The 14,379-nt window shown below is 65.0% G+C and carries 12 protein-coding genes; 4 read left to right on the top strand and 8 right to left on the bottom strand.

Annotated features, from left to right (window positions below; translation table 11 throughout):
• Together MF134_RS11870 and MF134_RS11865 are read left to right on the top strand one after the other, a co-directional pair.
• A partial coding sequence (locus MF134_RS11870) for a hypothetical protein (RefSeq protein WP_255339662.1) occupies positions 1 to 200 on the top strand: 200 nt, incomplete at its 5' end.
• A 455-nt stretch (positions 201 to 655) separates the two neighbouring features.
• A complete protein-coding gene (locus MF134_RS11865; RefSeq protein WP_255339661.1) occupies positions 656 to 2,638 on the top strand; it encodes a M23 family metallopeptidase in 1,983 nt (660 codons plus the stop codon).
• A gap of 45 nt (positions 2,639 to 2,683) precedes the next feature.
• On the opposite strand, the gene MF134_RS11860 is transcribed toward MF134_RS11865, so the two are convergent.
• The 3 genes from MF134_RS11860 to MF134_RS11850 form a co-directional block, all read right to left on the bottom strand.
• Positions 2,684 to 3,274 (bottom strand): extensin-like domain-containing protein, encoded by a 591-nt coding sequence (locus MF134_RS11860; RefSeq protein WP_255339660.1) that lies wholly within the window; start codon positions 3,272 to 3,274, stop codon positions 2,684 to 2,686.
• Positions 3,275 to 3,906: 632 nt separating this feature from the next.
• Positions 3,907 to 5,121 carry a L,D-transpeptidase family protein gene (locus MF134_RS11855; RefSeq protein WP_255339659.1) on the bottom strand — a complete coding sequence of 405 codons (1,215 nt, stop codon included), beginning with the start codon at positions 5,119 to 5,121 and terminating at the stop codon, positions 3,907 to 3,909.
• 153 nt (positions 5,122 to 5,274) lie between these two features.
• A complete protein-coding gene (locus MF134_RS11850) occupies positions 5,275 to 6,768 on the bottom strand; it encodes a L,D-transpeptidase family protein (RefSeq protein WP_255339658.1) in 1,494 nt (497 codons plus the stop codon).
• 366 nt (positions 6,769 to 7,134) lie between these two features.
• On the opposite strand from MF134_RS11850, the gene MF134_RS11845 reads away from it, so the two are divergent.
• Positions 7,135 to 7,374 carry a DUF3297 family protein gene (locus tag MF134_RS11845; protein ID WP_255339657.1) on the top strand — a complete coding sequence of 80 codons (240 nt, stop codon included), beginning with the start codon at positions 7,135 to 7,137 and terminating at the stop codon, positions 7,372 to 7,374.
• A gap of 48 nt (positions 7,375 to 7,422) precedes the next feature.
• On the opposite strand, the gene MF134_RS11840 is transcribed toward MF134_RS11845, so the two are convergent.
• The 3 genes from MF134_RS11840 to MF134_RS11830 form a co-directional block, all read right to left on the bottom strand.
• Complete coding sequence (locus tag MF134_RS11840) at positions 7,423 to 8,088, bottom strand: class I SAM-dependent methyltransferase (RefSeq protein ID WP_255339656.1); 666 nt, start codon at positions 8,086 to 8,088, stop codon at positions 7,423 to 7,425.
• A 316-nt stretch (positions 8,089 to 8,404) separates the two neighbouring features.
• Positions 8,405 to 8,971 carry an ActR/PrrA/RegA family redox response regulator transcription factor gene (locus tag MF134_RS11835; protein WP_255339681.1) on the bottom strand — a complete coding sequence of 189 codons (567 nt, stop codon included), beginning with the start codon at positions 8,969 to 8,971 and terminating at the stop codon, positions 8,405 to 8,407.
• Positions 8,972 to 9,143: 172 nt separating this feature from the next.
• Positions 9,144 to 10,487 carry an ActS/PrrB/RegB family redox-sensitive histidine kinase gene (locus MF134_RS11830; RefSeq protein ID WP_255339655.1) on the bottom strand — a complete coding sequence of 448 codons (1,344 nt, stop codon included), beginning with the start codon at positions 10,485 to 10,487 and terminating at the stop codon, positions 9,144 to 9,146.
• Positions 10,488 to 10,685: 198 nt separating this feature from the next.
• Here MF134_RS11830 and MF134_RS11825 point away from each other — a divergent pair, with 198 nt between their 5' ends.
• Positions 10,686 to 11,180 carry a YciE/YciF ferroxidase family protein gene (locus MF134_RS11825; RefSeq protein WP_255339654.1) on the top strand — a complete coding sequence of 165 codons (495 nt, stop codon included), beginning with the start codon at positions 10,686 to 10,688 and terminating at the stop codon, positions 11,178 to 11,180.
• Between the two features lie 12 nt (positions 11,181 to 11,192).
• On the opposite strand, the gene hrpB is transcribed toward MF134_RS11825, so the two are convergent.
• Positions 11,193 to 13,691, bottom strand: coding sequence for an ATP-dependent helicase HrpB (hrpB, locus tag MF134_RS11820; protein ID WP_255339653.1), 2,499 nt, complete (start codon positions 13,689 to 13,691; stop codon positions 11,193 to 11,195).
• On the bottom strand, positions 13,688 to 14,377 hold the full coding sequence (locus MF134_RS11815; protein WP_255339680.1) for an ATP-binding cassette domain-containing protein: 690 nt from the start codon (positions 14,375 to 14,377) through the stop codon (positions 13,688 to 13,690). The genes hrpB and MF134_RS11815 overlap by 4 nt, the downstream gene beginning before the upstream one ends.
• Positions 14,378 to 14,379: the final 2 nt, after the last annotated feature.

Raw genomic sequence — 14,379 nt, 5'->3', positions numbered from 1 at the left:
CTTCGAAGGAACGAAGCGACGAGAGAAGCGAAGAAATCCATGCCCTCGGTGGAAGGCCGAACTCATCGACAAAACTCAAAGATGCCGACGATCGGGGCGCGAAATCCCTCCGGCCGAAAATCTTCATTTTCGAGCCAGTGGTGTGTCGCTCTCTTCAGAGCGTCTCGGCGCCGCCGCCGTCGTTGATGAGCGCCATATAGGGGACGTCCGTTCCCCCTGTCAACGGCCTCATTCGCAAAAACTTCAAAAAACTCGTCGGGGCCTGATTCCGCCTCTCAGCGTCCATCCTCGAGGCCTTGCGCCCCAACGGCCGCGCGGCGGTTCTACAGGAGACACTCGGTTCGTGATCGGCGGGCACGGCCGATGGCTTCACCTCCCCTCATACCCCACCCGGCAGCAGATCTCCTTCTTCGCTGAGCCGTTCCCGATCGCATGCGAGGGTGCGGACGGGACCGCGGCTTGAGCCCCCTTCCCCGCTGGGCTATGCCGTATGTAGCCCCCTGCAGCGGATAACGGACTGCAGGAAATCCTGGGCCCGACCCGGTTTTTGCCACCTTGTTCGCACAGAGGGAACTTCAGGTGCTGGCGCAGGGGACGCGGGCATCAGTGGAAAAAACGCGGGGAGAAGCGGCTCGTAGCGAGCCGGGAGAGAGGGATGAGCCGTTCGTCTGATGACAAATCGCGTTTCGCACCGGCCTTTGGGGATCAGCCGGCGCTGCTGGCGGATCGGCGTCGCCGACCTGACAAGCGGCAGGTCTCGGCACGCTGGCTGGCGGGAACGCTGCTGACCGGCCTGACCTCGACCGCTCTCATGGGCATCGCGCTCTCGGCCGCGCTGGACGGTCACCATGGCGCGTCGAAGCCGGCTGGACTCCTGGCCCGCGGCGAGATCGCGCCGGGCGAGACCGCCAAGGGAACGCGAGTCGTGGCAACGGCGATGCCAGTCGCGCGCAGCCGTCAGATCATGGAACTCTCCACCCTCGCGCGCGAGGGTGACCGCGAGGTGATCCGCACCCTCCCCTTCGGCTATGTGAACATGCTGCTGGCCGCCCGCTACCAGGCCACCGCCGAATATCCCCGCTTCGATCCCCTCGAGATTTTCGCCACCGCCGATGAAGAAGGGGACAGCGACCCCGACGAGCCCGCTCAGATCTATGGCGCCCGGGTCGAATCGGAGGTGCGGCTCAAGGTCGAGCCGTTCGACTTCGAGCCGGCCAACTACGAGCGCACCGTCGAGATTGACGCGAATTCCGCCGAAGGCCTCGTGCGCTCGGTCGCCTCGAGGCTCGACGAGAAGCCGGTGCGGGTGGCCTCGCTCGGCGTCGTCGATCCGTTTCGCTTCGGCCTCAATGCGGAGATCGCCGAATACGAACCGGGCTCCGCCTTCCGGGTCGTCGCCCAGAACGTCTCGACGGCCGTGGCAGACATCGGCGAAATCGGGTTCAGCCGCTTCCACGAGGAGATCGTCCCGTTCCGCCAGACGGCCGCGCTGCTCGACATGCTCGATCGCGCCGGCCATGACGGCCCGTCCGCCGAATCCGCCGTGGAAGCGCTCGCGACGCTTCTCGACACCAATGAGCTGAAGCCTGGAGACGCCTTGCGAATCGGCGTCGAGACGGCAACGGCTCCGGTGGGCGAAACGATGGGACCGCAGCGGCCCCGCTCCGAGATCGTCCGACTTTCCGCCTATCGCGGCGAACGCCACCTGGCGACGGTGGCCGCGACCGAAGAAGGCATATTCGACCCCGCCGAAGCTCCGGAGATGGCCGATTCGGTTGCCAACGCCATCGACGTCAACGAGAACGAAGCGCCGATACGAAACGATATGCCGACAGTTTATGACGGCATCTTTCAGGCCGCTCTCTCCTACGGGCTCGACATCCGCCTTTGCCGACAGCTGGTCAGGATGCTCGGCAGCGATGTCGATCTCCAGTCGAAGCTTTCGCCGAGCGACCGCCTTGCCGTGTTCTACTCGATGAAGGAAGTCGGCGAGGGTCAGGCTCCGCTACCGGCCGAAATGCTCTATGTGGAGATCCATGTGGGCGAGATGGTGAAGCGCTATTACCGCTTCCGCCCGGAGGATTCCGAGCGCGCCGACTATTTCGATCCGGACGGGCGGAGCGCCGACCAGTTCCTGCTGCGAAAGCCGGTTCCGAACGCGCGCTTCACCTCGAGCTTCTCGCCGAGCCGCCGCCATCCGGTGCTCGGCTATCGCCGGCCCCATTGGGGCGTGGACTGGGCCGCCCCCAGGGGGACGCCAATCCTCGCCGCGGGTGATGGCATCGTCAAGAAGGCCGGCTGGTCGAGCGGCTACGGCCGCCAGACGATCCTGCGCCACGCGAATGGCTACGAAACCACCTATTCCCATCAGAGCTCGTTCGCCAAGAACATCAAGGCCGGCGCCCGAGTGCGCCAGGGCCAGATCATTGGCTATGTCGGCTCCACCGGACTCTCGACCGGCAATCATCTCCACTACGAGGTCCATGTGAACGACAAGCGCGTCGACCCGATGCGGATCAAGCTGCCTGCCGGCAAGGTGCTTGAGGGCGAGGATCTCGCAACTTTCCAGAAGGAACGCGAGCGAATCGACGCGCTCTTGGAGGAGCGGATCGACACGCCGCTGATTGCCGCGAACTGACCGCTTTCGCCGTCACGACATCTGCCCGCGCGAAGGGGGCCCGCTTCAGCGGCAGTAGGTGGCGCCACCGCGTCGCGCTGCGATGTCCAGATGGAAGTGGGTGGCGTGATCGGAATCCGTGCCCGGCCCCAGCACCGTCTTGAAAGGCCCGCAGGCCCCTTCCCTGATCGCGTGCTGGAAGCGCGCCATCGCCGATTTTCCCTCCCGCCCGACGACCTTTAGCTCGCGACCAGATGCAAGATGGAGGGAAGCGATGTCGAGCGCGCTGCCGCGCGCGTGTTCGGATATCTTCGCGCCCGACGCGCGTGACCGGCAGACAAAGGTGCTGGCGTGCCGAATCCGATCGACACTGGTTTTGGGAAACGACGCCTTGGCCGCCGGTACGATCACTTCGCTCGCCCAGACATCGAGCGCCAGCGCGGTGCGGCAGAGAATCTCCGTCGCGGGCTCGACCGCGATTCCCGAACTCAGCCGCTTGATTTCGACCGGTCGCAGAACGCCGCACATCCCTTCGCTGATGCTCGCCTTAACCTCGAATACGACGCCGCGTCGCGACAGTTCCGCCTCGCAAGCCCGGGCATCCTTGACTGCCGCGGCGGCCAGCACGGCATCGGCTGGCGTGATCTTGCCGGTCATGCTTTGCAGTTCCTGCAAAGTCACCGCCGGTGAGGCAACGGGTGGCGCGCTTGAATGAGCCGATTCGTCGCTTTCGCCGAGTTCGGTGGCGCCCGCTGCTCGCTCCGGCCGCTTGTCCGGAAGCGGACCAAGCGTTGGAAGTGCGCCCTCCCCCGGCGCGGATGCAGCGTCCGCATCCCGCTTGGAGCCCGACTCCTGACGGTTCTTGCGCCTTGCCTCCCCCTCGGACATCTGGCCAGGCGGCGTTGATTCGGCCTTCCCGGTGTCGGCGGCTTTCGCCGACGCTGACGTGTCGACTCCCTCCGATGTTCTCATTCCTTCCCCTGCAGGGCTGTCCTGAGATTCATCGGAGTCTCCTGCCGGCTGTGCCCTCGCGCCACCTTCGGGAAGCCCGTCGGAGCGCTCCTGCCCTTCGTCAGGCCGCGAAGTGGGTATCGGCGGATTGGTCGGCAAAGGAGCCGGTTCCGCCTCGTCTCGCTCCGCATCGAGCCCGTTCTGGCGCGATTGCGCACGAGCCTCGTCAGGGCCTGCAAATATGCTGTCGAACAGCGAACCCCGCCCCATTGGCTCGCTGGAGCCCGAAGGTGTCGGCCAGCCGGTCAGAAGTGCTGCGGCCGTGCAGAGTGCGAGCCTCACTGGACGAACTCGACCTGGGTCTCGCCCGGCCGGACCAGCCCGGCCAGGGCCTCCGCGTCCCAATTGGTCAACCGAACGCATCCATGACTGACGGTCTTGTCGATCAGGGCCGGATGCGCGGTGCCATGAATGCCATAGGTCGGCTTGGAAAGATCGATCCAGACCGATCCGACCGGACCGTTCGGCCCCGGGGGGATCGTCAGTTCCTGCGTGTTGTCGCCCTGGGTGAAGTTCTGCTCGGGATCGTAGCTGTAGGTCGGATCGGGCGCGACGCCCTTCACCGTGACGGTGCCGGATGGAGACGGGTTGTCTTCGGAACCGATGGTGGCCGGTGCCGAAAGCACGATCGCGCCCTCCTCGTCATAGGCCGTCAACGCGCCCCTGCCCCTGTCGACGGTGATTCGCGTGACCTTGATCGATGCCGGCGCGCCGATTTCCGTCACCAGGATCTCCTCGCCGGCCCGGGAGAAATCGGCCTGCGGATTGAGCGCCTTCAGGAGCTCCTCGTCCATATGGAACTTCTCTGCCAGCATTTCGGCGGGGCCGTGGAACCCCAGCCAATCCATCTCGGCAAGTTCGGCGTAGTCGTCGGGAATGGTCGTCACGTATTGTCCGGAGACGTCCTCCTCCGTGATGCGATAGGTCGTCATCGCCGAACCCTCGTCGACCACCAGAATGTTCCACAAATTGGAATCGATCTCGCCATCCACCGGGAGATCGCGCATCGCCTCGTAGGCGCGGACCGCTTTCCGGGTGTTCTCCCCGAGATATCCGTCGATGACGCCCGGCGAGGCATCCGCTCTGTCGAGCAGGACCTGCAGTCTGATCAGGAAGGGGTCGGGCGCGTCCGGGTCGTCGAGGGTTTGAAGGGCGGCCTCGTCGGGAATGTCGGTGGTGTTGTCGGGTGTGGCGACCGCCATGTCGGGCTCACCCGGCACCTGAACTTTGGGCGGTTCCGCATCGCTGGCCTGGCCTTGCGACTCCGTCCCAGGCGTCGCGCCGTCGCCGGCGGGGGCGGGCTCGATCTCGGGCACCGTAGGATCGGCCTCGGCGCTCGCAGCGATCTGGCTGTCGGCTTGTTGGCGTGCCCGCCAATCTGCATAGGTCGCGCTGTCGATCACCGATTCGGACAGGAACGACGACTGAGCGAGCGCCTGCCCTGTGGAAAGAGAGCCGAGAAGGCCGGCGGCGGCGTAAGCAAAAATTTTCATCAAATGCCCCGTTTCGGATAAAGCCAAGTCCTTGAAACGGATAGAGGGAGCACTTGGCTCCCCCCATCGCGTGAACATGGTCAACGAAACGTTGCCGGCCTGCGCGGCCCATGTGGTGCGGCAAGGGCGAGTATGAACACCGCGCCTTGCTCCCTACTCGGTGAACTCCACCATGACACCCGGCTTGACGAGCTTGGCGAGTTCATAAGCGTCCCAGTTGGTGAGGCGAACGCAGCCATGACTGTTGGTCTTGCCGATCCGGGAGGGTTCCGGCGTTCCGTGAATGCCGTAGGTGGGCTTTGACAGGGCGATCCAGATCGTTCCGACCGGACCGTTCGGCCCCGGCGGAATGGTCAGGACCTTGTCATTGTTGCCCTGCTTGAAATTGACCTTCGGATTGTAGGTGTAGTTCGGGTCGAAGGCGATGCGGTTGACCTGCACGACACCGGACGGCGACGGCGTGTCGGCCGAGCCGATGGTCGACGGATAAGCGGCGAGCAACGTTCCGTCGGCGGCATAGGCACGAACCTGCTCGCGACCCTTGTCCGCTACGATCCGCTTCACCTCGCCGGTGACGTTCTTGCCGACATTCGCCACCTTGATCCGCGTGCCGGGCCGGTCGAAATCCGCCCCGGGATTGATCTCCTTGAGATAATCCTCGTCCATGTGGAATTTCTCGGCCAGGCGCTCCGAGACTCGCGTGAAGCTCAGCGCCGGGAGCTTCGCCTTCTCGCCATAGTCGCTCGGGATCGCGGCGACATAAGGTCCGGCGACGTCCTCGGACGTGATCTCGTATTCCACGATGGCGGGACCGCCGGTGTCGTCCAGTTCCTCGGCGAGAGCCTTGGCGTCGCCAGTCGGGAGCGTGCGGCCGAACTTTTCGCGATAGGCGGCGACCGCCTTGTTGACGTTCGAGCCGATGCGGCCGTCGATCACCCCGGGCGACATGCCGGCGCGGTCGAGCAGGACCTGCAGCGCGGCCACCTCGGCCCGCGCGTTCTTTCCGCTCGGCGCGACGATCTGAGGGGCCGGATCAGTTTCTTTAATCGTCTGGCCTTCCGTCGGGAGCGGGTCGGCGCTCGGCAGCCGGCCATTTCCGAAATCATCGCCGGGTGTCGCCGGGCTCCGTGAGTCTCGCGGCAGTTCCGCCTCTCTCACCACATCGCCCACGTCGTCGCGCCGATCGTTCGGCGCCGGCAGTAGCGATGCCTGGACGGGGTCGTCGTCGAAGGCGCGGTCGTCGTAGACCGGGTCGTCATAGGGGTCGATCGTGCGAGGGCGATCGAAATCGCGCTGACGCCGGTCGCGCAAACCGCGCGGGTCTTCGCCGACCCGGCCTTCCAGCACGGCGCCGGGCGGCGGCGGTCCGAAAATGACTTCACCGCCGCGATCGTCGGAGCGACGACGGAAACGATTGCGCTCGCCTTCCACGCCGATGATCCGGCCATTGCGATCGATGAAGAGCCGCTGGCCGAACTGGTCCTCATAGACCTCGACCGTGCCTTCCGGCCAGTTGTCATAGGCCTGGGCAAGCAGGATGGGCGCTTCGGCCTCCCGCGATGCCGCTGACGGCTCGGCCGAAAGGGCCGGGCCTGCCGCCGACCAGGCCGCCGCCGCGATCATGCATCCGAATGCAAGTGTCTTCATCAGTCCGAATGTCCTTTGCCGTCACGATCCGCGGACGAGCCAGCCCTGCGCGAACGACCGAACACGCTCGCGCACCGCCCCGGCGGCCGTCATGCCCGCTTGCGGCTCTTCTTCCGAGTGCCCGCGCAACGACCCGCGCCGGAGGCTTCCGAAATCTGCAAGGAAGCCAGTTCCCACGTCGGGGGCCCGCGCGGTCCTTCACCGGCCCATCTAATACGTTCGAGCCATTCTGAACCTTGGCACATGAACCGGACATGAAAATGGCCAAGGGGCGACCCGACCGCGCGGGCCCCACAAGTCGGAGGCCTTTCCTGCAGGACCGCGATGGCCTAAGCAGCACGCCGCGCAGATTTTCGGAGAGTTGAGATGTCAGAGACCCTGCCCGATCGCCTTTCGATCGATCCCGACAGCCCCCATTACGACGAGGAGCTCCTCGCCAAGGGCGTGGGCGTGATCTTCAATGGCGCCGAGAAGACCAATGTCGAGGAGTATTGTGTGAGCGAAGGCTGGATCCGGGTCCAGGCCGGAAAAGCGCTCGACCGAAAGGGCAAGCCGCTGACGGTCAAGCTGAAGGGGACGGTGGAGGTCTTCCTCAAGGAGGAATGACGAGAGCCACGCGGGGCTCGCGACACCCGTCCTTCAAACTCGTGCCACTCAGTCGCGACCCTTGCCGCGGATCGCCATCAGCGACTTCGTCAGGCCGAAGATCTTTTCATCGACGATCGCGGCCTCGGGAAACAGGCACCGCATCATCCGCCGGTCGAGGAGCCGGATCTCGGCCACATTGGCGTGGGCCTCCTCATAGGACCGGGCGCGGGGAAAGAAGCCCAGGTTGAAGCGCTGCATCAACGCGATGCGCATCCCGAGCGGCAGCCACTGGAACCCGACGAAGCGGAAATGCGGCTCGAGCGGGAACCAGTAGTTCGGGGTCTGGACGAAGAACCGATCCGAAAGACGCCTGACATTGTCAGCAAAGGCGGCCATCCGCGCTTCGTCGCCGACATGCTCGATGACCGAGTTCGAGTGCACGATGTCGAAACGCCGCCCCGCGAAGAGCTCCGGATCACATGCATCCCCGGCTGCCGCCGAAAACGCGGCGCTCGAAGGCGGCACCCCCGGTTCATTGTTGACCATGGTGATGTGGATCCGGCCGGCATTCTGAGCCAGATAATCCTCGGCGATCCGCCAATAATCCTCGGTGCCGCCGAGGTCGAGAATCTCGACCGTTTCCTTCTCCCGAAGGCAGGCGTCGATCATGGCCCGCATATGGCGAAAGCGGCGAGCCCGGAACTGCCGCTCGACACTTTGAGGATTGCTCATGGGGTCCGGCTTGACCCAGCGTTCTTCCGTAAACCCAATCGCCGACATAACCATCTCTCCGAAAATCAAGGACAGTTAACAAGATGCATTAATGAGAAGAATTAGCGAGACCCTGTTAACACAGATTAATCTTGATGGTTAATAGGTAGAATCATATTAGAATTTTATATTTAATCTAGATGACGTCTGAATTCCATTGGTTTCAAGTCTTTGAAGAAGACCACCGAGCAAATATAAAAAAGGTCGGAACATGATCCCGACCTTTCAGTACGACTGTCGTCGGCTATTTGGTGGCAAGTCTCCAGCGGAAATCCGCTCAGCGCGGGGCACGCTTTGCCAGGATCCGCTGCAGGGTACGGCGGTGCATGGAGAGCCTTCGCGCCGTCTCCGACACGTTGCGATCACACATCTCGTAGATCCGCTGGATGTGTTCCCAGCGGACGCGGTCGGCGGACATCGGGTTTTCCGGCATCTCAACCTTAACCTCGCCGGACTGCAGCAGAACTGCCGTGACCTCGTCGGCGTCCGCGGGCTTGGCAAGGTAGTCGACCGCGCCCAGCTTGACCGCTGTGACGGCGGTGGCGATGTTGCCATAGCCGGTCAGCACGATGGCTCGGGCGTCCTGACGCTTGCGTTGCAGCGCCGCGACGACATCGAGACCGTTGCCGTCGCCGAGGCGCATGTCCACGACCGCATGGGCCGGCGCGGAACGCTCCACTGCCGCCAGGCCTTCAGCCACGCCTTCGGCCGTCGTCACCTTGAACCCCCGCTGGTCGAGGGCTCGGGTCATCCGCTGGAGAAAGGGTTTGTCGTCATCGACAAGAAGCAGCGTCGTATCGGCGACCGGGAGCGGCGCATTCGGCAGAGTGGCAGTGTCTTGCATCATCATACGAGCCCAATTCGATAATTGTTCACGCGCGAAATGTAACTTCTCCCTGCCGCGCTTCAACGTGTCGCGGCACAGGTCACGCAAAACGTGAACGCAAGCTCCCAGGAATCCTGCGCCCTCCCCTCATGTCCGCGGGCGCCCGAAACCAACCGCAACCTCCACGTGCTCAGGGCGCCTCCACCGGCCGATTCGAGACATAGGCGGCGCGGGACCAGACGATTGTGGCCATCGCGCCTTTGCCGCCAGGGCGGTTGGCAATCTCGACCGTGGCTCCCGAACGCTGCAGCAACGTCATGGCGATGAACAGGCCCAGCCCGAGGCCTCCGCCCATCCCCTCTTCGCGTCCTTCGCGGTTCGACATGTAGGGGTCCCCGATCCGGGCAAGAATGTCGGCGGGAAAACCCGGACCGTCGTCGAGCACCTCGACGCGAATGCTCGTGTCGCTCCATCCAACCCGGATGAAGACGAGGCTCTCGGCAAAGTCCACCGCGTTTTCCACGATGTTGCCCAGACCGTAGACGACGGCCGCGTTCCGGCGGGCGGTCGGTTCGGGCCCGACTCGCTCGACAACCTCGACCCGCAGATCGACACCGAAATTGCGATGTGGCTCGGCCACCTCGTCGATCAGCGACAAAAGGGAGAGATTCGCCAGATGCGTTTCGCTCGAAGAAGAGAGCGAGGTCAGCCTGCGCAGGATCGATCGGCAACGCTCCGCCTGCTCGGCCAGAAGCTGGATGTCCTCCCGCATGACATCGGAAGACGCCACCGACCGGCGCATTTCCTTGGCGATCACCGAAATCGTCGACAAGGGCGTGCCAAGCTCATGCGCGGCCGCGGCGGCGAGCCCGTCCAGTGCGGAAAGGTGCTGCTCGCGTTGGAGCACGAGTTCCGTGGCGGCGAGCGCATCGGCAAGAGCGCGCGACTCCGCCGCGACACGGTAGATGTAGATTGCCGCGAAGATCAGCGTGGTCACGATGGCGAACCACAGACCGCCCACATAGCTTGCGGGAAGGCCGAAGAGACCCTCGTCCGGCCAGGGAAGCGGCATGTGGAAGTAGGTGAGCACCGTCGTCGCGAGCACTGCCAGACCGCTGATCGCGAAGACCGTCAGGGGCGGCTGCGTTGCCGAGGCAATCACGGCCGGCACGATCAGAAACACGGTGAACGGGTTGTGGATGCCGCCGGTGAGGAACAGAAGACCCGCCGGCTGCACGATGTCGAAAGTGAGGACGAGAAACGCCGCGCTGGATGAAAGCCGCCGGCTCGCCGGATAGCGATGGGTCAGAAACAGGTTGAGGACGACCGAAAGCCCGATCAGGAACAGGCAGGCGAAGACCGGAAACGGCCACCACAGCCCCCAGGCCACGAAGACGCAGGCGGCGGTCTGACCCGCCACAGAGAGCCATCGCAGGCGAACCAGCGTCGCAAGGCGCAGCCGCTGGCTTTCGCGCATATTGGTCACGAAGGCGGGAAGCTGGAGGCGGAGAATGTCACGACTTCTTTGTTCCATCGCCCAGTCGTAACCCGGCCCCGGCTTTTGGCAAAGGCGGCACGGCAGCGCAGGACGGCCAGATAATTAGCCGCCTATACATGCCCCTCTCCGCCCATTGGAACGGCAGCCCCGCGAGCGGGTTCTCCCGGTAACGCATCGCCAGAGTGGCGCGACACACGCGCCCCGGCGAATGCCCGAGCACAGAAGGAGACAACAATGGCTCTCAATAACCTCAAGGACATCTATATCGACCAGCTGCAGGACATCTTCAGCGCCGACACCCAGGCGTCGAAGGCCACGCACGAACTGGCTCAGGTCGCTCACAATGAGGGGCTGAAGAAGGCGCTGATGTCGGGTATCGATGGCATCGAGGAAGGCCGGCGAACCTTGTCCGATATCATCACGGCGCATGGCGCCAAGCCGACCGGCGAGTTCTGCAAGGGTATGGAGGGCCTCGTCAAGGAAGCCCGGTCCCACGGCATCGAAGAGAGCATCAGCGATCCGGATGCCCGCGATGCCATGATCATCACCCAGTATCAGCGCATGGCGCATTACGGCATCGCCGGCTATGGCTGCCTGGTTGCCTTTGCCAAGCGGCTCGGCCTCGACGACGATGCCAAGAAGCTCGAGAAGTGCCTTGACGCGACGGCGCATGGCGACAAGACCATGACCGAACTCGCGACGGGCGGGATCAACAAGGCGGCCGCCTGATCCACAGGCGCCTTACCGGCGCGGCTTTGCCCGCGCCGCCGTCGCTTTTGCAATGGCCGGATCTTCCGGCCATTCGTGTTTCGGGTAGCGGCCCCGCAAATCCGCCCGAACCTCCGCCCAGGAGCCCTTCCAGAACCCCGGCAGGTCGCGGGTGATCTGGATCGGTCGATGGGCCGGCGAAAGAAGCTCGAGGGTGAGCGGAAGACGACCTTCGGCCATTGTCGGATGGTCCTTCAGACCGAACAATTCCTGAACCCGGATCGCGAGCACCGGCTGGTCCGCCTCGTAGCGGATCGGCACTCTTGAGCCGGACGGTGCGTCGAAATGGCTTGGGGCCAGCTCGTCGATCCGGCCCATCATCTCCTGCGGCACCAGTCCTTGGAGCGCCGCGGAGATTGCGCTTGCGTCAATGTCGCTGAGGCGCGTGGCGTTCGGGCAGTAAGGCAAGAGCCATTCAGCAGCGCTCTCGGCCAACGCCCCGTCGCTGAGGTCAGGCCAGGGCGGGCCATAGGCGTTGGCAAGAAACCGTAGCCTCGCCAGGAATTGTTCGCCTTGGCGGCCGAATGACAGCGCTCGAAGGCCCTGCTGGGCAATGCCCTTGGCCAGAGCCGCCTGCACCCGGTCGTCCCTGGGCAACGGTATCGGCACGCTTTCGATGGTCGCTCGGCCCAGCTGCTTCACCCGCCAGGCCCTGATGGCCCCGCTTTCGCCGTGAAAATCGATGATCTCCTCGCTGGTGCCTCGAGCCTCCACGAGGCGCGCGAGTGCCGCCTTGTCCAGCGTGGCAGCCGAAAGAATACGTCCCGCCTGAGCCTGTCCTTGAAGTTCCACGGCAACGAGCGCGCGTTCGGTTGCCAACCGCGCACTGGCGTCCACCACGCCGCCGCGGCCATTGGAGAGAACGAAATGTCCGGGCGCTCCGCGTGCGATGGCGATCCGGTCAGGAAAGCCGAGGGCAAGGATCAGCCCGAGATCACCTTCCGTGGGCCACCCGCCGTCGCCGCTATTTTTCGCTTTTGTCGACGCAGCGGTTCTGGCGATCCGACTGGCGAGCGCCTTGGCGCCTTTCGATCGGGGGTCGCGATCGACTCGCAAACGACGAAGCCGCTCGGCGAGGTCGACATCCGTGCCTCCCAGCCCGCGTTCCGTCATCAGGACAGCAAGCTGGGCCGCGGCTTCCTTGTCGCCGGCATCGGCGCCGGCCACCATATGGGCGAGCCGTGGCGGCAGGGGAAGCCGCCGCATCGCATGGCCGGCCGGGGTCAGACGCCCATCCGCGCCAAGCGCCCCCATCTCTTCGAGAAGGGCACGCGCTTCTTCCAGGGCCGGCGCCGGCGGCGGGTCGAGAAACGCCAGTTCTCCCGGTTCCTGCACACCCCAGGCGGCACAGTCGAGAAGCAGGCCTGACAGGTCGCTCGCGAGGATTTCGGGCTGATCGAAGGGCTCCAGCGCCGCCGTCTGCTCGGCGCGCCACAGCCGGATCGCCATACCCGGCTCGGTTCGCCCCGCGCGACCCGCCCGCTGCTCGGCCGAGGCTCGGGAGACCCGCACCGTCTCCAGCCGCGTCAGGCCCGTAGCGGGTTCGAAGACCGGCCGCCGCTTCAGCCCGGCGTCGATGACCACTCGCACGCCTTCGATGGTCAGAGATGTTTCGGCAATATCGGTCGCGAGCACGACCTTGCGTTTGCCGGCCGGCGCAGGGCGCACAGCGCGATCCTGTCCTGCCCCATCCATCGCGCCGTAGAGGGGCGCAAGCGCCGTGTCCGCCGGAAGATGGTTTTCGAGACGGCCGGCCACACGCTCGATCTCGCGCTGGCCCGGCAGAAAAACGAGAACGCTGCCGGACTCCTCCGAAATCGCGTCACGAACGGCGGAAATAACGGCGTCCTCGACGGATAGTGTACCCGGACGATCGCGATATTTGACCGTGACAGGAAACGCCCGGCCTGCGCTCTCCACCACCGGAGCATCGCCGAGCAGGGACGCGACCCGGGCTCCGTCCAGCGTTGCCGACATGACGACGAGACGCAGATCATCGCGCAAGGCTGTCGCCACGTCGAGGGCCAGGGCGAGGCCGAGATCGCCATCGAGCGAGCGTTCGTGGAACTCGTCGAAGATCACCGCGCCGATGCCGGAAAGCTCCGGGTCATCGAGAATCAGCCGCGTGAAGACACCTTCGGTCACCACCTCGATCCGCGTCCTGCCAGAGATTTTGGTGTCGAGGCGCATGCGCCAGCCGACGGTCTCGCCGACCTCTTCGCCGAGGAGCGAAGCCATGCGCCGGGCCGCGGCCCGAGCGGCCAGGCGGCGCGGCTCGATCAGGATGATGCGCCCTTCGATTCCGCTCGAAAGCAGGTGGATCGGCACCAGGGTGGTCTTGCCGGCGCCGGGTGGCGCGACGAGGACGGCCGCATGTCTTTCGGCCAGCGCGGAGGACAGCTCGCCTAGGACCTCCTCCACCGGGAGCCCGAGCGGCGCAAGGGCGATCCGGGCATCGTTGGCGGCGGTCATGGCGCGTCCCTGCTGCCGCCTTCCCCGATGTCGATCACCTCGCCCCCGGCGGCCTCGGCGTCCGCCGGGTCGTGGGTGACCAGCACGGCCGGGATCGCACGCTGTCTGATCCGGGTGAAGACCAGATCGCGGACCGTTGCCCGCAGTTCCTGATCGAGGCGGGAGAACGGCTCGTCGAGAAGAAGCGCCCGCGGCTCGGCGACCAGCGTCCGGGCGAGCGCCACCCGCGCCGCCTGTCCGCCCGAAAGCGTCGCCGGATCGCGGTGGAAATGGTCGGCGAGCCCGACCTCGGCCAGCATCGCTTCGACCGCCGCATGCCGCGCCTTGCGACCCTTCAGACGCGCGGGCAACGCAAAGAGCAGATTTTCGCCCACGGACATGTGCGGAAAGAGAAGCGCTTCCTGAAAGAGAAGTCCGACATGCCGCTCTTCGGCTGGAAGCCGGGTCAGCTCGCGCCCATTGAGGAGGACGGCGCCGCTTGCCTCGAAGGCGGGATCGAGAAAGCCGGCGATGAAGGCGAAGAGCGTCGACTTGCCCGATCCTGACGGCCCCATGACCGTCAAAGTACTCCCGGGAGCCACGCGGCCGTCGATCGCCAGGAGACGGCGCGGCCCCCGGGATATCTCCACCTTCGAAAGGACCAGCCCGTGGTCTTCGGCGATCTTCGCTGCTGCGGTCTCCGGCATCG

The sequence above is a fragment of the Jiella marina genome (genome assembly GCF_024359545.1).
In the GTDB taxonomy this organism is placed as follows: Bacteria; Pseudomonadota; Alphaproteobacteria; order Rhizobiales; family Rhizobiaceae; genus Jiella.
This window is presented reverse-complemented; position numbering and strand designations above follow the sequence as displayed.